This window comes from Nocardioides segetis, from assembly GCF_051390595.1.
GTDB lineage: Bacteria > Actinomycetota > Actinomycetes > Propionibacteriales > Nocardioidaceae > Nocardioides.
Genome location: NZ_JBNINR010000011.1, coordinates 73376 through 98989 on the forward strand (window position 1 = coordinate 73376; position 25614 = coordinate 98989).

Consider the following 25614-nt stretch of genomic DNA (forward strand, 5'->3'; position numbering starts at 1 on the left):
ACCGCGTGTTGTGCCGACCGTTGCCCCGGCGCCGTGCGCCTGAGAGGCTCGGCAGGTGCCCGTCGTACCGCCTCCCGTGTTCGCCCTGGCCGCCGGCGTCGCCCAGCACCTGCTGGCGCCCGACCGGCCGGTGGGCCGGCCGCGCAAGGTCACTGCCGCGGCGATCGCCGCCGCGTCGCTCGGACTGGACGCCGGCGCCATGGCGGCATTCCGCCGGCACCACACGACGGTGAACCCGCTCGATCCCGCCCAGGCGTCCAGCCTGGTGACGGGCGGGGTCTTCGGCGTCACCCGGAACCCGATGTACGTCGGCATGGCCGGCCTGCTCACCGCGCACGCCGTGCGTCGCGGCGGCTGGCTCACCCCGCTGCCTGTCGCGGCGTTCGTCGCCCTCATCGACCGGCTCCAGATCCCGGCGGAGGAGGCCGCGATGGAGCGCAACTTCGGCGAGGCCTACGCCGACTACCGGGCCCGGGTGCCGCGCTGGCTCCCGCGCGCACCTCGCTGAGCGCTGGTCTCGTCGCGCCGTGACTGCGTTCCCGGGCGGCCCGGTGCGACGACACCTCGGCTCTCGGCGCGCCCGGCGCTGATCCCTCCCCCGGGCGCCCCCGCTGACCCACAATGACCCGATGAGATCACGCATCGGGGCAGTGACGACGCTCCTCGCGGCGACCGTCGCGCTCGCCGGGTGCGGGGGCACCGACGAGCCGGACAGCGCGCCGACCACCGGATCGACCACCGAATCGACCACCGGGTCGGCGACCCCATCGACGAGCGAGACGGCGACCGAGGCCCCGTGGCAGGTCCTCGACGGACCGCTCGCGCGCTGCGGACCGCAGCCGGCCGACGTGGCGGAGGCGGGGTTCACGCCGGCGGTGCTCGCGGACCGGGAGGTCGGCAGGATCGCCGCGGTGACGGCCGGGACCGGGCCGACGGTGGCGGTCCTCCTGCACCAGACCGACGGGAACGGCCTGTGCGGATGGCTGCCGTACGCCGCCGACCTGGTCGCGGAGCCGGGGCTGCAGGTGCTGGCCATCGACCTGTGCGGGTACGCCGAGTCGGAGTGCACGGGCGACCGGACGGGCCCGGCGCAGGTCGATGCCGTCGGCGTGGCGGTGCGCGAGGCGCGGACCCGGCTGCAGGCTTCCCGGGTGGTCGTCGTCGGCGCGTCGATGGGCGGCAGCGTCGCGCTGATGACCGCGGCCACCCACGACGGCGTCGATGCGGCGGTGGACCTCTCCGGGCCGGTCGACTGGGAGGGCATCGAGGTCGTCGACGGCGGCCGGGCCCTGCGGGTGCCCGTGCTCGTCGCGATGGCGGACGCCGAGGGCGACGACCAGGTCAGCGGCGCGCAGGCGATCGTCGACCTGGCGCCCGCGGGCAGCCGGTTCGAGCCGGCCGAGTCCGGGCACGGCTACGACCTGCTCCTCGACGGGGACGCGCGGCCGCTGCCCCTCGCGGACACCGTCGCCGCGTGGATCCGCGGCTCGGTCTGACCCGTCGCCTCGCCGGCCCGTCGCCTCGCCGGCCGCCGCCGCGCACCGCCGCCGGGCACCGCCGCCGGGCACCGCGGAGGCCCGTGAGCAGGCTCAGCGGCGCTCGACGCGCCGCAACGAGACCCGCACGGTGTGGTCGGTCGTGTCGAGCGTCGCCTCGATCCACTCCGTCGCGCGCTCCATCGCGGAGGCGTCGGTGTACCAGCTGGCGTCGACGGTCGCGTCGCAGCGGTGGCGCACCCGGTCGAAGGTCCGGCACTCGTCCAGGGTGATCGCGCCGAACGGCGCCCCGGCATCCGGGGCGGTGAAGGCCGGCCCGGTGAGCCACGCCTCGAGGTCGGCCGGGGCGAAGGTCTCGGGCACGCCGAAGTGGCGGCTGAACGACTCCCCGCTGTCGCTGTCGGACGCGTCCTCGTCGTAGCGGATCCAGTCCTCGGGGACCGGGATCGAACGGGACCGCGCCACCACGTCGGCACCGACCTCCCAGTCCGGCTCGACGTACTGCCGGTAGACGACCTGGACGTCGACCTCGGCCACGTCGGGGTCGTACGGCGAGGGGTCGCTGCGCCGTACGTACACGAAGTACTCCGGCTCCGCCCCCTCCGGCGGGACCACCTGCGCCCGGCAGTCCTGCTGCTCCGCGTCGCAGCGCACGACGCGGATGGCGCCGAAGGACCGCCCCCGCGACGAGTCGGACCAGGCCGGCGAGGACAGCCACGCCTTCAGGTCGGCGAAGGTGTACGTCGCCGGCACGTCGTAGGTCAGCCAGTGGCGCATGTTCGGGTGGTGGTTGCCGCCGTCGTCGCCCTTCTCGGCGGACGTCCGCTGCCAGTCGTCGGGGATCGGCAGCGCGGCCACCCGGTCCGGCAGCGCGCGGATCTCGTCGGTGCCGACGACGTGCCACCAGCGCATGTCGACGGTGGTGACCACCGCCGCGGCGAAGACGCCGCCGATCATCACGATCTGCAGGGCCCACCGGAGCAGGCCCAGCCCGATCGCCGTGCCCGGGGTGAACGCCGCCAGGTGCTCGCCGTGTCCGACGCCCCGGGTCGCGACCGTGCCCCAGAAGCCGAGCGTCAGCATGAGCGTCATCGAGACGACGATCGCGAAGGCCCACATCACGATCGCCGGCAGCACCCGGGTGTCGTAGAACGCGGGGAGCAGGAACAGGGCCCATCCGGCCCAGGCGAGGGCCACGGCGCCGAGGTTGGCGACGACCAGGATCGCGGCCGCGCGCCCCGCGCCGCCGCGGCTCCAGCCGGACAGGTAGGCGACGAGTCGCCGCATCGCGCCGTCCGGTCAGTCGCGCAGGCGCACGACGAGCTTGCCGAGCGCCGCGCGGGCGTCCATGTCGGACAGTGCCCGGCCGAACTCGGCCATCGGGTAGACCTTGCCGACGGGCGGCTTGACGACTCCGGACTCGATCATCGGCACCAGCTGCGACCACTGCTGCTGGAGGTACTCGGGCCGGGCGAAGGCGTAGGCGCCCCAGCCGACGCCGCGGACGTCGATGTTGTTGAGCAGCAGCCGGTTGACCTTGACCTCGGGGATGCCCGCGCCGGCCGCGAAGCCGACGACGAGGAGGCGGCCCTGCGGTGCCAGCACCCGCAGCGAGTCCGTGAAGGCGTCCCCGCCGACCACGTCGAGGACGACGTCGACGCCCCGGCCGCCGGTGAGCTTGTGGACGGCGTCCTTGAAGCCGTCGAACAGGACGGTCTCGTCGGCACCCGCGGCCCGCGCGTACGCCGCCTTCTCCTCGGTGCTGACCACGGCGACGGTCCGGGCGCCGAGGCCCTTCGCGACCTGGAGGGTGGCGGTGCCGACACCGCCGGCCGCACCGTGGACGAGCACGGTCTCGTCCGGGCGCAGCCCGGCCCGCTCGTCGAGGGCGAAGAGGGCCGTGAGGTAGTTCATCGGCAGCGCGACCGCCTCGTCGAAGCCCACGCCGTCCGGCAGCGCGAACGTGGACGATCGCGGTCCGGCGACCAGCTCGGCCGCGCCGCCGTACCCGCCGACGCCGACGACGCGCTGGCCGGGCTCGAAGCCGGGTCCGGACACCACGACGCCGGCGTAGTCGACGCCCAGGGTGAACGGCGGCTCCGGGCGGAGCTGGTACTGGCCGCGGCTGAGGAGGAGGTCGGGGAAGGACACCCCGACGCTGTGCACCTCGACCAGGACGTCGTCGGGACCGGGCGTCGGGTCGGCCACCTCCCGGACGACGACATCGGCGGGACCGCTGGTGGTGACGACCTGGACTGCGCGCATGGTCCGGAGCGTACGCGGGGCGTTTGCCCGCTCCGGGAGCCGGGCAGGGACCGCAGGTGAGCAGCACATGGGGGGACTGGAAGCAAGACCAGCGGATCGAGGAGGCCGAGGCCCAGCTGGCCGCGGAGCGCCACGCCCGCAACCGGCTGGCCGAGCAGATGCGGGCCCATCAGGGCAACACGCAGGCCCAGCTCGACCGGCTGACCCGCGCCCTGGTCGCGCTCGTCGAGCACGAGGACATCCGCTCCGAGCTCGGGCAGTACGCCGACGCGGCGGCCTGCCGGCGCTACGCCCGCGAGGTGGTCGCGACCGTCGTCGCCACCGGAGGAGCGGCGCTGCGGGCCTCGGCGGAGCCGGCCGACGTCCCCGGGTACTGGCTGGCCGCGGCGGCGCGCGGCGTCGCGGCGAGCGCGCGGGGCGAGGCCGGAGGTCGGACGCTGCTCGACGAGGCCGCCGTCCGCGACCGGGGCCGCACCGCCCTCTTCCTCACCCTGCTCGGCGCCCTCACCCGCGATCCCCGCTGGACCCCGGCCCCCGCCGACGGCCTGCTCCCGGACGCCCTGGTCGTGACCCAGGCACAGCGGCAGGTCTGGCTCGCGATCGCGGACGGCCGGCTGCCGGAGCCGTTCGTGGACGCCCTCACCGACGCGCTCGCCCGCCAGGTCGCCGCCACCGGCAGCGCCGGTCCCGACGAGGTCGCGGCCTGGCTCGAGGGACACGCGACGGGCGACCGGCACGCCCTGCCGGCCGAGCGGGCCGCCGCCCACCTGGAGGTGCTGCACGGGGTGCTCACCTCGGGCGTACCCGCCGCGAGGACCAGGACCGGTACGGAACCCGGGCCGGAGTCCGAACCGGCCTCGGGGACGGGACCAGAGCCCGAGGACCCGATCGCCGACTGTCTGCGCTCCCTGGTCGACGAGGGCTCGCCGGGCGAGGCCGAGATCCTCGACCGGATGGCCACGGCCCGCGCCGACATGGGCTTCCTCGACGAGCGGATCGCGACGGACACGGCGACGTGGAACGCGAGCGCCGGAGACGTGCTCAGCCTGCTGCTGCGGGACCTGGCGACGTCCGTCTCCGAGGGCCGGTACGCCGTCGCCCGGCGGGTACTGGCACCCGTGCTGGGCGCGATCGGCGACGAGCTCGTGCAGCAGGCCGCCGCGGCCCCACCGGGCGCGCGGACCGTCGAGGTCGTCGGCGAGGTGCTGACCGTCGACCGCGAGGGTGCCGGCGCCGACTGGCAGCAGCGGGTCGCGACCGGGTTCGACCGTCGCCATCCCCTCGACCGCCGCCTGCTGCCCGCCGGGATCGGGCTGCTCGGGCTCGGCGCCGTCGGCTGTCTGCTGGGCGTGGTGTCGGGTGGCTTCCTCCTCCTCGGGCTGCTGGTGCTGTGCGCGGGCGCCGGCCTCGTGGTGGGCACCCTGCTCCAGCGCCGCCGGCTCGACCGGAGCCGCGCGAGCACGGTCGCGGAGACGGCGCGGCAGATCGACCGGCAGGCCGCGGCCGTGCGTGACGACGGCGAGCGCAGCGCCGCCGCGGCGGCCCGGGCGGCCGAGCTGCACCGCTCGGTGAGCGGCACTCTCGCCGCCGTCCCGTCCTGACGTCCTTCGTCGTGGGGGCTCGAGCCCACGGAACGACGGACGTCACGACCGGGGGTCGGCCCCCGGAGGCGCAGGGAAGGTCAGGGTCACCGTGGTGCCCTCGCCCGGCACCGAGGCGATGCTCGCGGTGCCGCGGTGCGCCTCCATGATCTGGCGCACGATGGCCAGCCCGAGACCGGTGCCGCCGGTGGCCCGGGTGCGTGACCGGTCGACCCGGTGGAAGCGATCGAACACCCAGGGCAGCTCCTCCGCGGGGATGCCCTCGCCGGTGTCGGCGACGGTGATGCTCCGCGGCGTCGCCGACAGGACGACGGAGCCGGTCGGCGGGGTGTGGCGCAGCGCGTTGGCGACGAGGTTGACCACGGCCTGCCGCAGCCGGACCGGGTCGGCCTCGACGACCACCGACGGAGCGCAGGAGACGGTGAGGAGGGGCGAGGCGAAGGACTCCGCGACCTGGGTGAGCAGGTCCAGGGCCACGACCGGCGCGGGCGCGAGCCGGAGCTCGCCGGCGTCGCCGAGGGACAGGTCGTGCAGGTCGTCGACGAGCCGCTCGAGGTGCAGCGCCTCCTCGTGCACCGACGACAGCAGCTGGGCGTCCAGCGGGGCGAGGCCGTCCTGCGCCGCCTCGATCCACCCCCGGACGTTGGCGAGCGGGGTGCGCAGCTCGTGCGAGACGTCGGAGACCAGTCGACGCCGCGCGGACTCGAGCTGCTCACGCCGAGCCGCCATGTCGTTGAAGGCACGGGCGAGCTCACCCACCTCGTCGCTGCGCCGCGCGGGTGCCCGCGCGGCCAGGTCGCCGGAGCCCGCACGGCCCGCCGCCAGGGCCAGCGCCCGGAGCGGTCGCACGACATAGGCGGCGAGCAGCGCCGACAGGACCAGGGTGAGCAGCAGGACCGCGCCCGCGAGCAGCGCGATGCGCAGCTGCGAGTCGCCGGACAGGTCCCAGAACACCGAGGGCTGCGCGGGCCCGGACCCCACGAAGAGCAGCGCCGGAGGAGCGACGTACGGCGCCAGGAGGGCCCGCCGCGACCTGTCGACGCAGCGGGCCACGCGATCGTGGCCGTCCGGGTCGCCGACGACGGCGGAGAAGTCCGCCCCCAGTGCGAGCACCGGCCGCTGCCCGCCGCGGGCCAGGCAGCGGTCCACCCGCTGCTGCAACCGGGACCACGCGGCGCGGTCGTAGGGCGGCGCGTACGGTCCCAGGGCGCGCGGGTCGACCGCGCTCCCGGGCGGCACGACGAAGCGTCCGCAGGCGGTGCCGCCCGCCCGCTCCTCGCACGGGGCCGCGACCGGCTCCGGCGCCGTCCGGCCGGTGGGGGCCGACGCGGAGGAGAGCAGCGCCACGTCGACGTCGAGCGGGTCGATCTCCGCCCGCGCGGAGGCCGGCGTCCTCGGTGCCGTGGCACCGGTCGACGAGACGAGCACCCGCCCCGTCTCGTCGGTCACCGTGACCGACGAGCCGCTCGCCGCCGCCAACCGGTCGACCAGCGCGGCGGCCCCCGACCAGGAGGTGTGGGCGGCGGCGTAGCCGACCAGCTCGTCGTAGGTCGTGGCGTCGGCGTGCAACGACTGCCGCTGCTCCTGCTGGACCGCGACCGTCGTCGAGCGCACCGTCGCCCAGGTCGCGGCCACGACCGCCACCACCGCGATCACCGCTCCGATGAGGAACAGCCGCACGAACAGCGACCGGTGCCACGGGACCCTCACCGCGTCGTCACGTCGTGGCCAGGGAGTAGCCGACGCCGTACACCGTGCGGATCAACGAGGCCTCGAGCTTCTTGCGGAGCTGGACGACGTGGACGTCGACGCTGCGGCGCGAGACGTACCCGTCGAGACCGTGGACGGCCCGGAGCAGCTGGTCGCGGGTGAAGACCCTGCCCGGCTGGGACGTGAGCGCCGCGAGCAGGGCGAACTCACCAGGGGTCACGTCGACGTCGCGACCGTGGAAGGTCACCGTGTGCGTCGCGGGCGACACCGTCAGCGCGCCGACGGTGACGGGCTGCGGGGCCGCGGCGGAGGTGAGGCGGGACCGCCGGAGCAGCGCGCGGGCGCGGGCCATCAGCTCCCGCGGGGAGTACGGCTTGGTCAGGTAGTCGTCGGCGCCCAGGTCGAGCCCCAACAGCAGGTCGTCCTCGCCCCGGCGCGCGGTCAGCATCAGGATCGGCACCGCCTCCGAGCCGGGCGATCCGCGCAGGATCCGGCACACGTCCATGCCGTCGACCCGGGGCATCATCACGTCGAGCACGAGCAGGTCGGGGGTACGCCGGCGCACCTCGTCGAGAGCGGCCCGCCCGTCCGCGACCACCGTGACCTCGTGCCCCTCGGCCACGGCGTAGCGACGGATGAGCTCGGCCTGCTTGGGGTCGTCCTCGGCGACCACGATCCTGGACACGTCCCGAGGATAGTGAGACTGACGAGCAGCCAACACGACGCTGACAGGTCCCTAACACTCCCCCGTCAGGGTCGCCGCATGACGACCCGACGATCGATGTCCCCCGTCCTCGCCGCACTGTTCGCGCTGCTCCTCCTCGGCTGCGCGTCGCCGAGCGACGAGCCCCGCGTCGCCAGCCTGCCGGCCGGGCCGAACGACGCCCCGGTCTCCTCCGGAGCATCGGGCCCGACCGCGCCGGCCGGCGCAGGGGCCGACGACGCGGACGGCTCCGCCGACGGGGACGTCGCCGGCGCCGGCACCGACGACTCCGGGCCGACCGCGGGGCGGCCGCAGCTGCGCATCGACGACAGCCCGCAGCGGCGTACGGCGCTCCAGGTCGCCTACAACCAGTGCCTGCTCGATAACGGCGCGAAGGAGAACACCGGTCGTGAAGGGGCCGCGGTCGCCGCCGCCCCCGGCGACGACGGCAACGGCAACCCGGTCGGCCCGCTGGTGCTCGAGCCGGTCCCGGCCGCGGCGAGCGCCGCGTGCCTGTCCAAGCTGCCGGTCATGCCGCCCGAGCTCGAGGCGGCGACCAACCCGGACTTCCACCAGCAGTCGCTGGCGTACGTCGCCTGTCTCCGGAAGGGCGGACTGTTCGTGGAGCTGCTCACCCACGACAGCCTCGACTGGACCTACGCCGAGGGACACCCGGTGCCCGACGACAGCGCGCGCCTCGAGGACGACTGCCTGATCGAGGCGTTCGGACAGTGAGGAGGAGCCGTCTCGTGCTGGTGGCCGTGCTCGTCGTGGCGGCCACCTGCGGCGCCGGCTACCGACTGCTCGCCGGCGGTGACGCCGCGCCGGCGGCCGAGCCCACCGACTCCCGGCCGACCGTCACCGTCCAGGAGGGCACGCTGCGGCGGAGCGTCCGGCTCACCGGCACGCTCGGCTACGGCGCCCCGCGGACCGTGACCGGCGCCGGGGACGGCATCGTCACCTGGCTGCCCAGCGCCGGCGTCACCGTGGCCCGCGGCCGGCAGCTCTACCGTGTCGACGACGCGCCGGTCACCCTGTTCTACGGCGAGCTGCCGCTCTACCGCGAGCTCGCGGTGCCGGCACCGCCCGAGCCGCCCGCCGACGACGGTCCCCCGCCGCCTCCGGTGCAGTACCAGCGCGGCAACGACGTCGACCTCGTCGCCCGCAACCTGGCGGCGCTCGGCTTCTACGACGGCACGACGCGGGACGCGACGTACTCCGGCAGCCTCGTCTCCGCGGTCCGCGCCTGGCAGTCGGCCCGGGACGAGGAGCCCACCGGCGTGCTCGGGCCCGGCAATGTCGTCGTCAGCGCCGGCCCGGTCCGGGTGGACGGCCTCGCCGCACAGGTCGGCGACCCGGCCGCCGCACCCGTCATGACGGTCACGACGACCGCCAAGGTGCTGACGCTCGACCTGCTCGAGACGGACGCGCAGGACGTCGCGCCCGGCCGGAGGATCCGGGTGACCCTGGGCGACGGCACCGTGGTCCGCACCGAGGTGCAGCACGTCGGGCGGCCCACGTCGTCCGACGACGGCAGCCCGGCGACCGTCCCGGTGGTCGTCCGCCCCCGCACGGGCGGCGCGCTCGCCGGGGCGGAGTCGGGTCCGGTCACCGCCGTGCTCGTCACCGCCGCCCATCACGACGTCCGGCACGTGCCGGTCACCGCGCTCCTCGCGCTCGCCGGGGGCGGCTACGCGCTGGAGCGCCCCGACGGCACCCTCGTCCCGGTCGAGATCGGGATGGTCGCCGACGGCGAGGTCGAGGTCGACGGCATCGAGACCGGTGCGTCGGTGGTGGTCGCGCAGTGAGCGTCCTCGAGCTGGCCGGCGTGAGCAAGGAGTACGCCGGCGGCGTGGTCGCGCTGCGCGACGTCGACCTGACCATCGGCGCGGGCGAGGACCTGGCGATCGTCGGGCCGTCGGGCTCCGGCAAGTCGACCCTGTTGCACCTGATGGGCACGCTCGACCGTCCGAGCGACGGGAGGATCCACATCGCCGGCGAGGACGCCACCGCGCTGAGCGACGACGCCCTGTCGCGGCTCAGGTCCCGGTGGCTGGGCTTCGTCTTCCAGCAGTCGCACCTCACCGACCGGCTCACGGCGGTCGAGAACGTCGCCGTGGGCCTGCGGTACGCCGGGACCCCGCGCCGTCACCGCAGGAGCCGCGCCGAGGAGGCGCTCGACCGTGTCGGTCTCGGGCACCGGCGCGACCACCTCCCGCACCAGCTCTCCGGCGGCGAACGGCAACGGGTCGGCATCGCCCGGGCTCTCGTCAACCGGCCGGCCCTGGTGCTCGCCGACGAGCCGACCGGCGCCCTGGACCAGGGCACCGGTCGGCAGGTGCTCGCACTCTTCCGGGAGCTGCACGCCCAGGGCACCACCATCGTCCTGATCACCCACGACCCGACCGTGGCGGACACATTCAGCCGACGGGTCGAGATCCGCGACGGGAGGATCACGCCGTGACCGACGCGCTGCACGAGGCCTGGCGCGGCGTCCGCGGGCGCCCCGGACGCGCCGTCATGAGCGCCATCGGGATCGCCCTGGGCATCGCGACGCTGGTGCTGGTCACCGGTATCCCGGCGAGCGGGCAGGCCGACCTGGACCGCCGCCTCACCGCGCTCGGCACCGACATCCTCGTCGCCCAGCCCTCCGCGGCCAGCGAGGACGCGCCCGAGCTCCCCGAGCAGGCCGCGGCGATGGTGCGGCGGATCGGACCGGTCGAGGCGGCCAGCGCGGTCGCGAGCCTCGACGCCCGTGTCCGGCGTACCCCGCTCGCCGACCCCAACGACACCGCGGGCATCGTGGTCCTGGCCGCGACCGGCGACCTGCTCGGGACGATCCGCGGCCGGCTGGCGAGCGGCGCCTTCCTGGCCGCCCCCCGGCTGCCGACCGCCGTCCTCGGCGTCCAGGCGGCGCACTGGCTGGGCATCACCCGTCTCGATCCCGCACGGCCGCCGCAGATCACGGTCGGCGACGCCCGGCTCACCGTCGTCGGCATCCTCGCGCCGATGCCGCTGACCCCGGAGCTCGAGCAGTCCGTGCTGGTCGGCTGGGACGCCGCGCGCGAGCTCGGCTTCGACGGGCACCCGAGCGTCGTCTACCTGCGCGCGGCCGAGAGCCGGGTCGAGGCGGTGCGCGACGTGTTGCCGGCCACCCTCAGTCCCGACCTGCCCGGACTGGTGGGCGTGAGCCGGCCGAGCGACGCCCTCGCCGCCAAACGAGCCGCCCAGGGCACGTTCTCCGCGCTGTTCCTCGGCCTGGCCGGCGTCGCGCTCGCGGTCGGCGGCATCGGCGTCGCGAACACGATGATCGTCGGCGTCCTGGAGCGTCGCCGCGAGATCGGGCTGCGCCGCGCGCTGGGGGCCCGCCGCAAGGACGTACGACGCCAGTTCCTCACCGAGGCGGTGCTGCTGTCCGTGCTCGGCGGCACGACCGGCGTCGTCGGAGGCGTGGTCGGCACGGTCGGCTTCGCGGCGACGCGCGGATGGCCCCTCGTCGTGCCGCTGCCCGCGCTCGCCGGCGGACTGGCCGGGTCGGTGCTCGTCGGCGCCCTCGCCGGCCTCTATCCCGCCGTGCGCGCCGCGCGGCTGCCTCCGACCGAGGCCCTGGCGACGTGACCGGTCAGGCCTCGGCGGACCGTCGGGCGTGCTCGGCGACCAGCGCGGCGTACCAGTTGAACGACCGCTTCGGCGTGCGCCGCTGGGTCTCGTAGTCGACGTGCACGAGGCCGAAGCGCTGGGTGTAGCCCTCGGACCACTCGAAGTTGTCGATGAGCGACCAGGCGTAGTAGCCGCGGACGTCGACACCGCGCTCGATCGCCTCGGCGACCGCCGTCAGGTGCAGCGCGTGGTAGTCGACGCGCTGGTGGTCGTCGACGACGCCGTGCTCGTCGGGCCCGGCACCGTAGGAGCAGCCGGACTCGGTGATCACGATCGGCGGGACGGCCGCGCGGAACCGGGCCCGGAACGTGATCAGCCACTCGCGCAGGGCGTCCGGCACGACCGGCCAGCCGAAATCGGTCACCGGATAGCCGAGCACCTCGCGGAACTCGAACGGGAGCTCGGCGGTCTCATGGGCGGCCGCGATCCGCATCGGGTTGTAGTAGTTGACGCCGTAGAAGTCGAGCGGCTGGCGCATGGTCGCGAAGTCGCCGTCGCGCACGTGCGGCTCCAGCAGCATCATCAGGTCGTCGGCGTAGCGCCCGAGGAGCATGCCCTCCAGGTAGTGGGCGTTCCACAGCATGTCGAAGAGCTTCGCGGCACCCACGTCGGCCGGGTCGTCGCTGGCCGGCCAGATCGGCGCGTGGTTGTTGGCGCAGCCGACGCTCGTCGCGCCGGCCGCACGCAGCGCGATCGCCGCCCGGCCGTGGGCGACGAGCAGGTGGTGCCCCACGGGCAGCGCCTCGAACATCAGCGCCTTGCCCGGCGCATGCATCGCCACGGCGTACCCCATCAGGGTGACGACGTTGGGCTCGTTGACCGGCACCCAGTCGGTGACCCGGTCGGCGAGACGCTCGCCGACGATCGCGGCGTAGTCGGCGAACCGGTCGACCGTCGCGCGGTTGAGCCAGCCCCCGTCGTCCTCGAGGGCCTGGGGCAGGTCCCAGTGGTAGAGCGTCGCCATCGGCTTGATGCCGGCCTCGAGCAGGCCGTCGACGAGTCGGTCGTAGAAGTCGAGGCCCGCCTGGTTGACCGCACCCGAGCCCGCGGGCTGGATCCGCGGCCAGGCGATCGAGAAGCGATAGCCGGATGCGCCCAGTGTGCGCATCAGCGCGACGTCCTCGGGCCAGCGGTGGTAGTGGTCGCAGGCGACCGCGCCGCTGGAGCCGTCGACGATGCGCCCCGGCTCCGCGCAGAAGGTGTCCCACACCGACGGGCCACGGCCGTCCTCGGTCACGGCGCCCTCGATCTGGTACGACGCCGTGCTGGTGCCGAACCGGAAGTCGGCCGGAAGTCGGCGCGCCAGATCCCCCACCCTGTCCCCCATCGGACCAGCCTCCCATGACACCGGCACAATCTGACACGTGAGCGTCGAGATCCGCAGGGGAACCGCCCGGTTCGTCGAGCGAGAGCCCGGGCGGCTGAGCCACCACGGGTTCTCCTTCGGCCCGCACCTCGACCCCGAGCGCCTCTCCTTCGGGCCGATGGTGTGTCACGACGACCACGTGCTCGGGCGCGGCACCGGCTTCGAGGAGCACCCGCATGCGGGCCTCGAGATCGTCACCTGGGTGGTCTCCGGCTCCGTCGTGCATCGCGACGGCACGGGTGCCGAGGAGACGCTCCATGCCGGCGACTGCGGCGTGCTGTCGGCGGGCGCGGGCGTGCGTCACTCCGAGCTGGCCGGCGCCGACGGGCCGGCCAGGTTCGTCCAGGTGTGGCTCACTCCCGACGACCCCGACACCCCTCCCCGCTACGCGCGCGCCACCTCCGAGGCCGCGCCCGGCGCGGGGCTGGTCCGCCTGGTCGGCGACGGCGGTCCGCTGTCGGTGCGGGTGGCGGGGGCGACGCTCGGGGTGGCCCGGCTCGGGGCCGGTGAGTCGCTGACCCTGCCGGCCGCCGCGCGCGTGCACGCCTTCCTGGCGACCGGCGCGCTGCTCCGCTCCTCGCTGGCCGAGCCGCTGGCCGCGGGCGACGCACTGTGCGTGACCGACGGGACGTCGTACGACGTGACCGCGGCGGTGCCGACCGAGATCCTGGTCTGGTCGTTCGCCTGATCAGGCGTCGCCGAGCGGGCCTCCGGGCGCGACGAGCGCCGTCGCGATGTCGGCCAGGCTGCGCACCTGGTCCGGGGTGAGCCGGTCGAAGACCAGCTCCCGCACCTGGGCGACGTGGCCCGGGGCGATCCGCTCCAGCAGTTCCTGACCGGCGTCGGTGAGGACGGCGTACTGGCTGCGCCGGTCGCTCGGGCAGTGCTCCTTGGTGACCCAGCCGCGCTGCTCGAGCACGGCGACCGCATGGGTGAGCCGCGACGGGCTGGTCGCGGTGAGCCGGGCCAGCTCGCCCATGGTCAGCATCCGGTCCGGGGCGGCGGCGAGGTTGGCGAGCATCGCGTAGTACGTGTGGGTGATGCCGGCCTCCTCCCGCAGCCGCCGGTCGATCGCCTGCGGCAGCTCCTGGACGACCCGGATCAGGGGCAGCCAGGCCGCCATCTCCTGCTCGTCGAGCCAGCGCGGTTCGGCGGTGGCGGTCGTGCCGGTCATGCGGGCCGACCGGACAGGTCGAGGGTGTGGGCGGTGTGGTCGCGCTTCACCGTCAGGTAGCGCTCGTTGGCGGGCGACAGGTGCACCCCGGTCGGGACCCGCTCCGCGACGGTCACGCCGTAGGCCTCGAGCTGGCGCGCCTTGTCGGGGTTGTTGCTGAGCAGCCGGATCCGTTCGGCGCCCACGGCGCGCAGCATCTGCGCGGCGGCCCGGTAGTCGCGCTCGTCCTCGCCGCGCCCGAGTGCCACGTTGGCCTCGTAGGTGTCGAGGCCGGCGTCCTGGAGGGCGTAGGCGTCGAGCTTGGCGTAGAGGCCGATGCCCCGTCCCTCCTGACGCAGGTAGAGCAGGAAGCCGCCCTCGGCGGCGATCCGCTCGACGGCCTCGCGCAGCTGCGGACCGCAGTCGCAGCGCTGCGAGCCGAAGACGTCACCGGTCAGGCACTCGCTGTGCGGGCGCACCAGCGGCGCGGCACCGTCGGGCGGCCCGTCCGCGAGGCGCTCGCGCCACGGGCCGAGACCGAGCAGCAGGTGCTCGCGGCCGTCCACCAGGCCGTCGAAGGTGAGGACGTCGGCGGACGTCTCGTAGCCGTCGGCGAAGCGCAGCGGCACGACCACGCGGGTCCGCACGGCCGCCGGCAGGTCGGCGACGCGCGGGATCTCCGGCACCTCGGCGGGCTCGCCGACGGAGTGCGTCCGCCGGGCGCGGGTAGGGCAGGTCGTCATGGGTCGCTCCGTTATTTCAAACTTGAAATGATGGAGACCCAAGGCGCGCTCCGGCCGGGTTATTCCTGGTCGGCGGGCCGACCGGTGGCGCGGCGGCGTCGGCGAATGCAGGCTCAGACCAGCATCCGCACGGCACCGGGCAGCAGCTCGACGGTGAGCGGGTCCCCCGCGTCCGCCGGGAGCGTGCCGAGCGCCTCGCCGTCGGCTCCCACCGGCACCGCCGCACCGCCCCGGTGGCGTCCGGAGAGGCCGACCCGACGGCCGGTCAGCACGGTCACCTCGTCGAGGGCGACGTGGCTGCCGTCGTACACCTGGGGGAGGGAGCGGATCAGCCCGCTCCGGGACGCGGCCTCGATCACGATCACGTCGAGCAGGCCGTCGTCGACGGCCGCGCCGGGCGCGATCGCCATGCCCTTGCCGTAGTAGCGGGAGTTCGCGATCACGACCGTCGCCGCCTGGTGGGTCGTGCGCACGCCGTCGACGTCGAGCGTGCACTCGACGGGGCGGTAGGTCGCGAGGGCGCGCACGGCGGCCACGGGGTACTGCAGCCGCGACGGCAGCCAGTGCGACCGGTCGACGATCGCGGCGGCCCGCGCATCGACCCCGGCGTACACCGACCCCGCCACGACGTACGACGCCGGGCCGGCCGGTCCCGGTCGCGTGGCGCGGAGCAGGTCGATCGGCCGAGGGGCGCCCTCCGTCAGCAGGCGCGCCTGCGCCGCGGTCTCGGTGGGCACCTCGAGCATCCGCGCGAAGTCGTTGCCCCGCCCGGCCGGGACGACGGCGAGCACTCCCCCGCGCTCGGCGACGGAGCCCGCGACCGACGAGAGCATCCCGTCGCCACCGACGGAGACGACGACCGCGTCCCGCTCGACAGCGGCGGCGACGAGGGCCGGGGTCTCCGTCACCGAGGTCGTGTAGGTGACCTCGACCGTCGCGCCGGCCTCACGCAGTGCCCGGGCCAGCGGGACGACGACCTTCGGCGCCGCGCCGCCGCCGGAGGCGGGGTTGACCAGGAAGGCGAAGGACCGGGGCCCCGCGCTCACGGGATCAGCACCCCGGGGTTGAGGATCCCGGCCGGGTCGACGGCCCGCTTCACCGCGCGGAGCACCGCCACCCCGGTCTCGCCGATCTCGGCCGGCAGATAGGGCTTGTGGTCGGTGCCGACCGCGTGGTGGTGGGTGATCGCGGCGCCGGCGGCGACGATCGCCTCACAGGCCGCGGCCTTGGCCGGGAGCCAGGTGGCGAGCGGGTCCTCGCCACCGGGAGCGGCGACGGTGAAGTAGAGCGAGCAACCGGTCGGGTAGACGTGCGAGATGTGGCAGAGCACCATCGTGCCCGCGCCGAGGCTCTCCTCGAGGGCGGCCTTGACCCGGGCGTAGAGGTTCTCCCGGTTGCTCCAGAAGGTCGCCGTCTCCAGGGTCTCGACGAGGACGCCGACGTCCAGGAGGCTGTCGCGCAGGTAGGGCGCGTTGAAGCGGCCGTGCGCCCAGGCCTCGCCGGGCCCGGAGCCGAGTGCGGTGCCGCCGAGCGCGGTCAGCGCCTCGGTGACGGCGGCTCGCTTGGCGGCCACCGCCGCCGGGGTGCCCTCGTAGCCGACGACCATCAGGCAGCCCCCGGACGCAGCGGTGCTCTCGTCGCCCGTCGCTCCGACGCTCGCCGGGTCGGCGAGGTTGATCGCGGTCTCGTTCTCGTCGGACAGCCGGATCACCGTCGGCAGCAGGTCGGACTGGGCGAGCACGCGCATCGCGTCGGCTCCGTCGACGAAGCTCGGCCAGCGCCAGCCCTCGTACTCCTTGACCTCGGGCAGGGGGCGGACGCGCACGGTGACCTCGGTGATGACGCCGAGGGCGCCCTCCGAGCCCAGGAAGAGCTCGCGCAGGTCGGGACCGGACGCGTTGGCGGGCGCGCTGCCGAGGCGGACCTCGCCGGCCGGGGTCGCGACCCGCAGGCCGACGACCATCGCGTCGAAGCGCCCGTAGCCCGCGCTCGACTGACCGCTCGACCGGGTCGCGGCGAAGCCGCCGATGGAGGCGTACTCGAACGACTGCGGGAAGTGGCCGAGCATCAGGCCGTGCGCGGCGAGCAGCGCCTCGGCCTCGGGCCCGCGGAGACCGGGCTCCAGCGTCGCGGTCGACGAGACCGGGTCGAGCGCGAGCAGGCCGCGCATCCGACCCAGGTCGAGGGAGAGCACGCCGGCGAGACCGGCCGGGTCGGCGACCAGACCGCCGGTCACCGCGGTGCCGCCCCCGAAGGGGACGACGCCGATGCGTCGCTCGGCCGCGTAGGCGAGCACGGCCGCCACCTCGTCGTGGCCCGCCGGCCGGACGACGACGTCGGGCGCGTCACCCAGGTCCCCCGAGCGCTGGCGGAGCAGGTCGGGGGTCGACTTGCCGCGCGTCCGCCCGCGACGCAGTGCGTCGTCGAGGACGACGTGCTCGTCGCCGACGATCGCGCGCAGGCCGGCCACGTGGTCGTCGGCCAGCCGCGGCGCGGGGACGGTGACGTCGCCCCGGGCGGGCGTGTCATGGATCGGGAACACCAGGCCGACGAGATCGCGGACGCCGTCCGGCAGCTCGGACGCGCGGTCCGGGTCGCCCCAGCGCGTGGGCGGCATCTCGGGCTGGAGGGCGGAGGGGCGCTCGATCGTCATGTGTTACAGTGTTACACATGACGTCACATCGTCACAACAGTCCATCCGACAACCCTCGGGACGGGTACCTCGACGCAGCGCGCGAGTGCATCCTCGACGTCGGCTGGCGCCGGACCACCCTGACCGAGGTGGCTCGCCGGGCGGGGGTCTCGCGGATGACGATCTACCGTGCGTGGTCCGACATGCCCGCGCTCCTGGGCGACCTGATGACGCGGGAGTGGGGCACGCTGGTCGCCGACCGGGTCGACCTGGCGGCCTCGCCGACGCCCGACGCCATCGCGGACGCGATGGTCGCGACCGTCCACGCCCTGCGCGAGAACGAGCTCTTCACCCGGATCGTCGAGCTCGATCCGGAGCTGATCCTCCCCTACCTGCTCTCCCGCCGCGGCCGGTCGCAGGAGCTGATCCTCCAGGTGCTCGCCTCCGCGATCACCGCCGGCCAGCGGGCCGGAGTGATCGCCGACGGCGACCCCCAGGCCGTCGCGCGCGGCCTGGTCCTCGCCGCCCACGGCTTCGTGCTGTCCGCCCACACCATGGTCGACGACGCGGTGGACCAGTCCGCACTCGACGACGAGCTGCACGCCCTCGTCTCCCGGAGCCTCACGCCATGACCGCGTCCCCCACCCGGATCACCCCCGGCCTCGCGGGCATCCCCGAGGACGTCGACGTCGTCGTGATCGGTCTCGGCGTCACCGGGGCGGGCGCCGCCCTCGACGCCGTTTCCCGCGGACTCTCCGTGCTGGCCGTCGACGCCCACGATCTGGCCTTCGGCACGTCGCGCTTCTCCTCCAAGCTCGTGCACGGCGGCCTGCGCTACCTCGCCTCCGGCCAGGTCGGGATCGCTCACGAGAGCGCGGTCGAGCGGGGCATCCTGATGGAGACCACCGCGCCCCATCTCGTGCGGCCACTGCCGTCGATCGTCCCGCTGTCCGCCGGCGTCAGCCGGCCGATGGGCACCCTCGCCGGTGCCGGCCTCGTCGGCGGCGACCTGCTGCGCCGGGCGGCCGGGACGAGCGCGGACACCCTGCCCCGCCCCCGGCGGCTCAGCGCGGCCGAGACCCGCCGGATCGCGCCGCCGTTGCGCACCGACGGCCTGCGCGGCGCCTACCTCGGCTGGGACGGTCAGCTCGAGGACGACGCCCGGCTGGTCACCAGCATCGCCCGCACGGCGGCCGGCTACGGCGCACACGTCCGCACCCACGCGCGCGTCCTCTCGGCGACCGGCGACGCGGTGCGCCTGCGCGACGAGCGGACCGGAGAGACGACCCGCGTCACCACCCGCGCGGTGATCAACGCGACCGGGGTCTGGGCCGGGGACCTCGTCGACGACGTCCGGCTCCGTCCCTCCCGCGGCACCCACCTGGTGCTGCGGCCCGAGACCCTGCCCGGCCTCGACGTCGCGGTCTTCGCACCCATCCCCGGCGAGACCAACCGGTTCGTGCTCGTCCTCCCCCAGCCCGACGGCCAGTTCTACGTGGGCCTCACCGACGAGCCGGTCGACGGCCCGGTGCCCGACGTGGCCGAGCCGACCGAGGTCGAGATCGGGTTCCTGCTCGACGTCGTCGCCGCCTCGTTCGCGCGGCCCCTGCGCCGCGACGACGTGGCCGGCGCCTTCGCCGGACTGCGGCCGCTGCTCGACAGCGGCGACGACTCCACCGCGGACCTCTCCCGCAAGCACGCCGTGCTCACCTCGGCCGCCGGGGTCGTCACCATCGTCGGCGGCAAGCTCACGACCTACCGCCGGATGGCCGAGGACGCCGTCGACGCGGCCGTCGCGCGCGCCCGCCTCGCCGCCGGGCCCTGCGTCACCGCCACCCTCGCCCTGGCCGGCGCCGCGTCCCGCGACGAGCTCGCCGACCGGGCCGTGAAGGCGGCGCACCCGGGTGCTGCGCGGCTGGTCCGCCGCTACGGCGCCGACGCCGGCCTCGCGCTCGCAGCCGCGCGCGACGCGAGCGGCTGGACCGAGGACGAGCTGCTCGCCCCGATCGCCGACGGCATCCCGACCGTGGCGGCCGAGCTGTTCTTCGGCGTCACCCACGAAGGCGCGGCCGACGTCGCCGACCTGCTCGACCGGCGCACCCGGATCGGGCTCGTGCCCGCCGACCGGATGCGCGCCGTACCGGTGGCGCAGCGCGTGCTGACGCAGTGCGGGAATCGCCGGTCGACCGGCGACACTGTCACGTGACGGGCGTTGCGACGCCCGACAGGTGACAGAAGTGCCCGCCAGGTGCAGGAACAACCGGTCGACCGGTTGTCCCTGCACCACCGGCGATGAGTTTTCCCATCGACCCCGGTCACCCCATCAGGCAGACTGGCGAGACCACGGGGGCAGCGATGGGAACCACGGTGACCGAGACCGACACGACAGCACAGGCGAGTGACGAGCTCGCCGACTTCGACATCCTCACCGGGCGCTACCAGCGCGAGCTGATGGCGCACTGCTACCGGATGAGCGGCTCGGTGCACGAGGCCGAGGACCTGGTCCAGGAGACCTTCCTGCGGGCGTGGAAGGCCTCGGCGAGCTTCCAGGGCCGCAGCTCGGTGCGCACCTGGCTCTACAAGATCGCCACCAACGTGTGCCTCACCAACCTCGAGGCGAAGCCGCGGCGGCCGCTGCCGACGGGGCTCGGGACGGCGGACTCCGCACCGTCCGACGAGCTGCTCGAGGATCACGAGGTGCCGTGGCTCGAGCCGATCCCCGACGCGGCCGTCGAGGTCGCCGAGCGCGACACGATCCGGCTCGCGTTCATCGCGGCGCTGCAGCACCTGCCGGCCCGGCAGCGCGCGGTCCTCATCCTGCGCGACGTCCTGCGCTGGTCGGCCGCCGAGACCGCGCAGGCGCTGGACACGACGACCGCGGCGGTTAACTCCGCCCTGCAGCGCGCGCACGCCCAGCTCGCCGAGCGCGGCCTGTCGCCCGACACCGTCGAACCCGACCTCGACCAGGCCCAGCGCACCCTGCTCGACGCCTACCTGCAGGCGTTCTGGCGCAAGGACATCGACCAGATCGTCCAGCTCCTCAAGTACGACGCGACCTGGGACATGCCGCCCTTCCTCAACCACTACCAGGGCGCCGCGGCCATCGGCGAGCTCGTCGGCACCAAGTGCCCCGGCGGCTGCAACGACATGCCGATGCTCGAGACGGTCGCCAACGGCCAGCCGGCCTTCGGCCTCTACATGCGCCAGCCCGACGGACACTTCGAGCCCTTCCACCTGCAGGTGCTCCAGCTGACCGGATCGGGGGCCGAGCTGCGGGTCGAGCACGTCACGGCGTTCTTCGACGCCCGGCTGTTCGCCCGGTTCGGGCTGCCCGAACGGCTGCCCGCCGACTACGTCCCCGCCTGAGGCCGGCGATGTCCGCCGCCACCGCGCCGGACGGGATGGTCGCGGGTCTCGACCTGCTGCAGCGTGCCCTCGACTACACCAGCGGCGCCCTCGGCACCATCACCTGCGCCGACGTCGACCGACCGACCCCCTGTGCCGGCTGGAGCCTCGCCGACCTGCTGGCCCACATGGAGGACGCCCTCGACGCGTTCTCCGAGGCCGCCGACGGCACCGTCGGGCTGAGCAGCGCCGCGCCCACCCCGCTGGAGGCTCGGGTGCGGTCCCTCCAGGTCAAGGCCTGCGGGCTCCTCGGCGCCTGGCTCAACGCCGACCAGCCGTACGTCGACGTGGGCGGTCACCCGCTGCCCGTCGACGCGATCGCGCGGATCGCCGCGCTCGAGATCGCCGTCCACGGCTGGGACGTGCGCCAGGCGACCGACCACGCCGAGCCGCTGCCCGAGCCGCTGGCCACCGCGCTGCTCCCCTCCGCGCTGCGGATCGCGCTCGCCGGCGACGAGCGCTTCGCGCCGCCCCTGCCGGTCGACATCGAGGCGCCGGCGGGCGTCCATGTCCTCGCCCTGCTGGGCCGGAGACCCTGACGCGGCTCCCGACGCGGTCAGCCCTTGAAGCGGCTGTCGACCTTCAGCGGCTTGCCGGCCCCGGCCTGCTTGAAGTTGACGACGACGGAGCCGCCACGGCAGCGCGCATAGCGACGCACGGCACTGAACTCGGCCTCGGTGACCGTCGTGCCGCCGAAGCCGACCGTCCGCTTGACCGCGCCCGGTCGCATGCCCTTGTCGATGCGACGGAACTCCTTCTTCGACACGCACTTCGCCGCCCGCGACGCTCCCGTCTCGGTGATCCGCGGCGCCGACGCGGCGGCGCGGCCGCCGCCGCAGCCAGCCAGGGTCCGGACCGGCACGATCGCCTCGACCGTGATCCCGACCTGCGACCCGCTCAGCACATAGACCCAGCCGTTGCTCGGCCGCTGGAGCGAGATGGTCGGTCCGACCGTGCCCTTGGCGCTGTGCGAGTAGGTCCATCCCGAGATGGAGAAGTCGTCGGAGACGTGAGCGAGACCGCCGGCGCCGGACTCCCGGAACTCGCCGCCGGCGCTGGGGTACCTGCGCCCGTCCCAGTGGGCGTACACGGTCGACGTGCCGTCGCCGTGGGCGGTCGCGCAGACCACGGTCCGCCCGCCGGCCCATGACGTGACCGTCTCCCCGCCGGACGCGGCCGACGCGCCCGGAGCGAGCGTCCCCCATCCGAGCACGGTGGTCGCGATGGCCGTGAGTGCCGTCAGTCGCTTGCGCATGGGAGGCTCCCGTCTCGTCGATGTCGCCGCGGGACCGCAGCGTACGCCCGACAGCCCCCTTACCCGCGGACGAGCATCGATAACCCGGACCCGTCCGCACGTCGACGAGGGAGCCGGGCGGCGGCCGAGGTCTTCCTTAGACTGCCGCTCATGTCAGAGAGCACCGGCCCGGCAGTCCGGCACCGCACCCGCCGCATGCTCGGCCGCGACCCGCACGAGGACCACCGGGTGGCGACGCCGCTGGAGCTGCTCTTCGACCTGACCTTCGTCGTCGCCTTCGGCACGGCGGCCAGCGAGCTCGCGCACGCGCTCGCCGAGGATCATGTCGGCGCCGGCATCCTGGCCTTCTGCTTCGCGACCTTCGGCATCTCCTGGGCGTGGATCAACTTCACCTGGTTCGCGTCCGCCTACGACACCGACGACTGGATCTACCGGCTGACCACCATGCTGCAGATGGTCGGCGTGCTGGTGTTCGCGCTCGGCCTGAAGCCGATGTTCACGTCGGTCTACGACCACGGCGACACCCTCGACAACGACCTGATGGTGTGGGGCTACGTCGTGATGCGGGTCGCGATGGTCTTCCAGTGGTGGCGGGCGGGACGGCACGACGCGGCCCGGCGCCCGGCGTGCCAGACCTATATCGTCTCCATCCTGGCCGCCCAGGTGCTGTGGTGCGTCCTCGCCCTCGTCGACCTGCCGGTGGGCACGACCTTCGCGGCGATGGCGGTGCCGTTCCTCATCGAGATCGGCGGCCCGGCGTACGCCGAGCGGCGCCGGGGCGGGACCCCGTGGCATCCGCACCACGTGGCCGAGCGGTACGGCCTGATGGTCATCATCGCCCTCGGCGAGGGGATGATCGGCACGATGGCGTCGATCAGCGCCCTCGCCGAGGGCGGCCTGACCTGGGACATCGGCCTCTTCGCGCTCTCCGGCACGGCGCTGACCTTCGGCGTGTGGTGGTCCTACTTCGTCGTGCCGACCGGCGACATCCTGCACGCGCGACCCGAGCGCTCCTTCTCCTTCGGCTACGGGCACATGGCGCTGTTCGGCAGCATCGTCGCGATCGGCGCCGGCCTGCACGTCGGCGCCTACTACCTCGAGCACGCCGCCCACCTGGGCCTGGTGGCCACGGTGCTCACGGTGGCGGTGCCGGTCGCGCTCTTCACGGTGCTGCTCGCGACCGGGTACGGCGTGCTGACCCGCACCTTCGACAGCTTCCACATCGTGCTGCTGGTCGCCACGGCGGCGGTCGTCGCCGCGTCGGTGCTGATGGCAGCGGCCGGCGCGGGCCTGGTCTGGTGCCTGCTGGTGCTCTCGGCGGCGCCGTGGGTGACGGTCGTCGGCTACGAGACGGTGGGCTACCGGCACCACAGCCGGGTCCTCGCCGCGCTCGGCGACTGACCGCCGCCGAGCGCGCGTACGGCCGCGCTGACGGCGCCGGTCAGTCGTCGCGCAGCGGGTGGGCGAGCTCGTCGGCGGGCAGCCGCGCCCCGACGATGGCGACGGCGGCGGCGACGCCCGGCACCACGGCCGCGATGGCGAAGGTCGCCTTGAGCCCGATCAGGTCGGCGACCGGGCCCGCGACCGCCATCGACACCGGCATCAGGCTGATGGAGACGAAGAAGTCGAGCGACGCGACCCGACCGAGCAGCTCGGGCGGGACCCGGCGCTGCAGGAGCGTCCCCCAGATCACCATCGGGGCCGAGAACAGCACGCCGATCAGGAAGGCCGCCGCGGCGACCTGCCAGACCGCGGTGGCGAAGCCGACGACCAGGAAAGGCAGACACCCGACGCCCCACATGAGGTTCATCCAGGTGAGATAGCGCCGCGGCATCGGCAGCGAACCGGTCACCAGGGAGCCCACGGCGCCGCCGATGCCGAAGCAGACCATCACGGCGGCGTGGTCGCCCGGACCTCCCCCCAGCTCGTCCTTGATGAGGAAGGGCACCAGGACCTCGAGCGGCCCCATCATGACGAACACCATGATCGAGGCGAAGAGCAGCGTCGCGAGCAGCCACGGCGTGCGCACCATGTAGACGAAGCCCTCGCGCATGTCGGCCAGCGCGGTGGCGACCGCGCGCAGCGGCCCGCCGCCCGGGCCCTCGGGCGCGGCCGGAAGGTCGCGGCGTACGGCGGTCAGCGGCACCAGGAGCAGGACCAGCAGGCCGCCGAGGTAGGCCGCGGCGGCGACCGCGATCGCGGCCGAGGAGGTCGAGGCCCCGACGACCGCGCCGGCCACGGCCGGACCGGCCGCCTGGCCGATGGTCGGCCGGACCATCCCCTCGAAGCCGTTGACGGCCAGCAGGTCCTCCTCGGGGACGAGCGCCGGCAGCCAGGCGGAGTAGGCGGGGTAGTAGAACGCCATCGCCATGCCGGCGACGAACGCGACCGCGGCCAGGTGCCACAACCGGGTCAGGTCGGCGAAGGACAGCACCGCGACCAGGGTCATCCCGGCCAGCTCGACCGACGTGGTCACGACGAGGATCAGCTTCTGCGGAACGCGGTCGGCGACCACGCCGCCGAGCAGCGCCGGGAGCACCACGCCCACCGCGCCCGCGGTCGTCACGGCGGACAGGGCGCTGGCGCCGCCGCCGATCCGGATCACCTCCCAGACCAGGGCCACGATCCACACCCCGCCGCCGAAGCTCGTCAGCACCAACGCCGAGCCGAGGCGGCGGTAGGACGCGTGGCGGAACGGCGTGAGGGCGCGCGGGATGCGCCGCGGCGAGCGGAGCCCGGGGCTGGGCTCCTCCGGGAGGGGAACGTAGGGCGTCAGCTGATCGGTCATGGCGGTCCTTGGAGTCTGCACGGGAGGACCGACAGCGGCCACCGAATTCATCGGTCGGCGTCCCCGGTCACCGCCGGGCCGGCGGGTCCCGCCCAGCAGACAACCTCGACCGGACTTCAGGTCAACTGCCGGTCACGGCACGACGAGATGATCCGCCGTCGCCCCAGGCACCGCCGAGAGCGGTACCGCGTCGTCGAACGTCACCAGACGGCCCTCGTGGGCGACGGCGAGCGAGAGGAGGTAGAGGTCGGTGAGCTGGCGTGGCCCGTGCACGCGGTCGCGCGTCATCCGCGTCGGATCGAGGACCGAGACGTCGTCCGGCCAGAACTCGTGCAGGTCGGTTGCGGCCGCCTCGCCCAGCAGGGCGATGGCCTGTCCGGGCGGGATCGGGTGCGGGTAGCGCGGCTGGCTGATGATGCGCACGAAGCCGTTCTCGGTCAGCGGACACGACGCCCAGCCGTGCTCGACGTTGTCCCGCAGCCAATCCCAGGCCCGACGGTGGTCGGCATGATCGGTGTCGAAGAGAGCCAACAGGACCTTCACGTCCAGGAGAGCTCTGGCCTGAGCGGTCACACGCCCAGCTCGTCGCGCAGATCGTCGATCAGGGCATTGGTCACGACGGTGCCACGGGACGGGAGCGGCCGGAATCCGCAGTCAGCACGCGGCGGGTCCCCCTCCGTCGCGGTGAGCGCCGCCCGGGCGAGATCGGAGAGCACCGCCCCGGCCGAGCGCTTCTCGCGGCGCGCCCGCTCCTTGACGGCCTGGAGGACGTCATCGTCGACATCGAGGGTGGTGCGCATGCATCTGAAGCTACGGCATCAGCCGCCGTCGACCCAC

General features: G+C 74.5%; 26 protein-coding genes. 13 read left to right on the forward strand and 13 right to left on the reverse strand.

All coding sequences use genetic code 11. The features are described 5' to 3' along the window. Nucleotides 1-55: 55 nt before the first annotated feature. Both ACPZVR_RS18135 and ACPZVR_RS18140 read left to right on the forward strand, forming a co-directional pair. Nucleotides 56-508, forward strand: coding sequence for a methyltransferase family protein (locus ACPZVR_RS18135; RefSeq protein ID WP_436701082.1), 453 nt, complete (start codon nt 56-58; stop codon nt 506-508). Nucleotides 509-629: 121 nt separating this feature from the next. After that, a complete protein-coding gene (locus ACPZVR_RS18140; protein WP_436701083.1) occupies nt 630-1496 on the forward strand; it encodes an alpha/beta hydrolase family protein in 867 nt (288 codons plus the stop codon). Nucleotides 1497-1589: 93 nt separating this feature from the next. Here the strand turns inward: ACPZVR_RS18140 and ACPZVR_RS18145 are convergent, their stop codons facing one another. Both ACPZVR_RS18145 and ACPZVR_RS18150 read right to left on the reverse strand, forming a co-directional pair. Beyond that, entirely contained in the window at nt 1590-2783 is a 1194-nt protein-coding gene (locus ACPZVR_RS18145) for a hypothetical protein (RefSeq protein WP_436701084.1), read from the reverse strand. A 12-nt stretch (nt 2784-2795) separates the two neighbouring features. Next, nucleotides 2796-3761, reverse strand: a complete 966-nt coding sequence (locus ACPZVR_RS18150) for an NADPH:quinone oxidoreductase family protein (RefSeq protein ID WP_436701085.1) — start codon at nt 3759-3761, stop codon at nt 2796-2798. Between the two features lie 56 nt (nt 3762-3817). Here ACPZVR_RS18150 and ACPZVR_RS18155 point away from each other — a divergent pair, with 56 nt between their 5' ends. Beyond that, nucleotides 3818-5362, forward strand: a complete 1545-nt coding sequence (locus tag ACPZVR_RS18155; protein ID WP_436701086.1) for a hypothetical protein — start codon at nt 3818-3820, stop codon at nt 5360-5362. A gap of 42 nt (nt 5363-5404) precedes the next feature. On the opposite strand, the gene ACPZVR_RS18160 is transcribed toward ACPZVR_RS18155, so the two are convergent. Beyond that, nucleotides 5405-7072 (reverse strand): sensor histidine kinase, encoded by a 1668-nt coding sequence (locus tag ACPZVR_RS18160; protein WP_436701087.1) that lies wholly within the window; start codon nt 7070-7072, stop codon nt 5405-5407. A 7-nt stretch (nt 7073-7079) separates the two neighbouring features. Continuing rightward, on the reverse strand, nt 7080-7757 hold the full coding sequence (locus ACPZVR_RS18165) for a response regulator transcription factor (RefSeq protein ID WP_436701088.1): 678 nt from the start codon (nt 7755-7757) through the stop codon (nt 7080-7082). A 78-nt stretch (nt 7758-7835) separates the two neighbouring features. Here ACPZVR_RS18165 and ACPZVR_RS18170 point away from each other — a divergent pair, with 78 nt between their 5' ends. The 4 genes from ACPZVR_RS18170 to ACPZVR_RS18185 are packed head-to-tail and all read left to right on the forward strand — an operon-like array spanning nt 7836 to nt 11393. After that, nucleotides 7836-8510, forward strand: a complete 675-nt coding sequence (locus ACPZVR_RS18170) for a hypothetical protein (protein WP_436701089.1) — start codon at nt 7836-7838, stop codon at nt 8508-8510. 14 nt (nt 8511-8524) lie between these two features. Beyond that, on the forward strand, nt 8525-9583 hold the full coding sequence (locus ACPZVR_RS18175) for a peptidoglycan-binding protein (RefSeq protein ID WP_436701090.1): 1059 nt from the start codon (nt 8525-8527) through the stop codon (nt 9581-9583). Continuing rightward, nucleotides 9580-10239, forward strand: coding sequence for an ABC transporter ATP-binding protein (locus ACPZVR_RS18180; RefSeq protein ID WP_436701091.1), 660 nt, complete (start codon nt 9580-9582; stop codon nt 10237-10239). The genes ACPZVR_RS18175 and ACPZVR_RS18180 overlap by 4 nt, the downstream gene beginning before the upstream one ends. Then, nucleotides 10236-11393, forward strand: coding sequence for an ABC transporter permease (locus ACPZVR_RS18185; RefSeq protein WP_436701092.1), 1158 nt, complete (start codon nt 10236-10238; stop codon nt 11391-11393). The genes ACPZVR_RS18180 and ACPZVR_RS18185 overlap by 4 nt, the downstream gene beginning before the upstream one ends. Nucleotides 11394-11397: 4 nt before the next feature. Here ACPZVR_RS18185 and ACPZVR_RS18190 read toward each other — a convergent pair whose 3' ends face one another. Further along, entirely contained in the window at nt 11398-12762 is a 1365-nt protein-coding gene (locus tag ACPZVR_RS18190) for a GH1 family beta-glucosidase (RefSeq protein ID WP_436701093.1), read from the reverse strand. Between the two features lie 37 nt (nt 12763-12799). Between ACPZVR_RS18190 and ACPZVR_RS18195 the strand changes: the two genes are divergently transcribed. Continuing rightward, on the forward strand, nt 12800-13489 hold the full coding sequence (locus ACPZVR_RS18195; protein WP_436701094.1) for a pirin family protein: 690 nt from the start codon (nt 12800-12802) through the stop codon (nt 13487-13489). On the opposite strand, the gene ACPZVR_RS18200 is transcribed toward ACPZVR_RS18195, so the two are convergent. The 4 genes from ACPZVR_RS18200 to ACPZVR_RS18215 all read right to left on the reverse strand — a co-directional run bounded on the left by ACPZVR_RS18200 (nt 13490) and on the right by ACPZVR_RS18215 (nt 17350). After that, nucleotides 13490-13975 (reverse strand): MarR family winged helix-turn-helix transcriptional regulator, encoded by a 486-nt coding sequence (locus tag ACPZVR_RS18200; RefSeq protein WP_436701095.1) that lies wholly within the window; start codon nt 13973-13975, stop codon nt 13490-13492. Then, nucleotides 13972-14697, reverse strand: a complete 726-nt coding sequence (locus tag ACPZVR_RS18205) for a GTP cyclohydrolase II (protein ID WP_436701096.1) — start codon at nt 14695-14697, stop codon at nt 13972-13974. Before ACPZVR_RS18205 ends, ACPZVR_RS18200 begins: the two co-directional genes overlap by 4 nt. A 113-nt stretch (nt 14698-14810) precedes the next feature. Continuing rightward, entirely contained in the window at nt 14811-15743 is a 933-nt protein-coding gene (locus ACPZVR_RS18210) for a diacylglycerol/lipid kinase family protein (protein WP_436701097.1), read from the reverse strand. Further along, nucleotides 15740-17350 carry an FAD-binding oxidoreductase gene (locus ACPZVR_RS18215; RefSeq protein ID WP_436701098.1) on the reverse strand — a complete coding sequence of 537 codons (1611 nt, stop codon included), beginning with the start codon at nt 17348-17350 and terminating at the stop codon, nt 15740-15742. Before ACPZVR_RS18215 ends, ACPZVR_RS18210 begins: the two co-directional genes overlap by 4 nt. Before the next feature lie 17 nt (nt 17351-17367). Between ACPZVR_RS18215 and ACPZVR_RS18220 the strand changes: the two genes are divergently transcribed. The 4 genes from ACPZVR_RS18220 to ACPZVR_RS18235 all read left to right on the forward strand — a co-directional run bounded on the left by ACPZVR_RS18220 (nt 17368) and on the right by ACPZVR_RS18235 (nt 21273). Further along, the gene (locus ACPZVR_RS18220; RefSeq protein ID WP_436701099.1) at nt 17368-17961 is read left to right on the forward strand and encodes a TetR/AcrR family transcriptional regulator; all 594 of its coding nucleotides are present in this window, start codon (nt 17368-17370) and stop codon (nt 17959-17961) included. Beyond that, nucleotides 17958-19535: a glycerol-3-phosphate dehydrogenase/oxidase gene (locus ACPZVR_RS18225; protein ID WP_436701100.1), complete on the forward strand. Its 1578-nt coding sequence runs from the start codon at nt 17958-17960 to the stop codon at nt 19533-19535. Before ACPZVR_RS18220 ends, ACPZVR_RS18225 begins: the two co-directional genes overlap by 4 nt. 161 nt (nt 19536-19696) lie before the next feature. Then, a complete protein-coding gene (locus ACPZVR_RS18230; protein WP_436701101.1) occupies nt 19697-20695 on the forward strand; it encodes a sigma-70 family RNA polymerase sigma factor in 999 nt (332 codons plus the stop codon). Nucleotides 20696-20703: 8 nt separating this feature from the next. Continuing rightward, entirely contained in the window at nt 20704-21273 is a 570-nt protein-coding gene (locus tag ACPZVR_RS18235) for a TIGR03086 family metal-binding protein (protein WP_436701102.1), read from the forward strand. Between the two features lie 17 nt (nt 21274-21290). Here ACPZVR_RS18235 and ACPZVR_RS18240 read toward each other — a convergent pair whose 3' ends face one another. Next, nucleotides 21291-21989, reverse strand: coding sequence for a hypothetical protein (locus ACPZVR_RS18240; protein ID WP_436701103.1), 699 nt, complete (start codon nt 21987-21989; stop codon nt 21291-21293). 150 nt (nt 21990-22139) lie between these two features. On the opposite strand from ACPZVR_RS18240, the gene ACPZVR_RS18245 reads away from it, so the two are divergent. Beyond that, nucleotides 22140-23390 (forward strand): low temperature requirement protein A, encoded by a 1251-nt coding sequence (locus ACPZVR_RS18245; protein WP_436701104.1) that lies wholly within the window; start codon nt 22140-22142, stop codon nt 23388-23390. 40 nt (nt 23391-23430) lie between these two features. Here the strand turns inward: ACPZVR_RS18245 and ACPZVR_RS18250 are convergent, their stop codons facing one another. From ACPZVR_RS18250 to ACPZVR_RS18260, 3 genes are all read right to left on the reverse strand, one after another. Next, a complete protein-coding gene (locus ACPZVR_RS18250) occupies nt 23431-24777 on the reverse strand; it encodes an MFS transporter (protein WP_436701105.1) in 1347 nt (448 codons plus the stop codon). A gap of 132 nt (nt 24778-24909) precedes the next feature. Beyond that, the gene (locus ACPZVR_RS18255; protein ID WP_436701106.1) at nt 24910-25350 is read right to left on the reverse strand and encodes a TA system VapC family ribonuclease toxin; all 441 of its coding nucleotides are present in this window, start codon (nt 25348-25350) and stop codon (nt 24910-24912) included. Then, nucleotides 25347-25577: a hypothetical protein gene (locus tag ACPZVR_RS18260; RefSeq protein WP_436701107.1), complete on the reverse strand. Its 231-nt coding sequence runs from the start codon at nt 25575-25577 to the stop codon at nt 25347-25349. The genes ACPZVR_RS18255 and ACPZVR_RS18260 overlap by 4 nt, the downstream gene beginning before the upstream one ends. Nucleotides 25578-25614 lie beyond the last annotated feature (37 nt).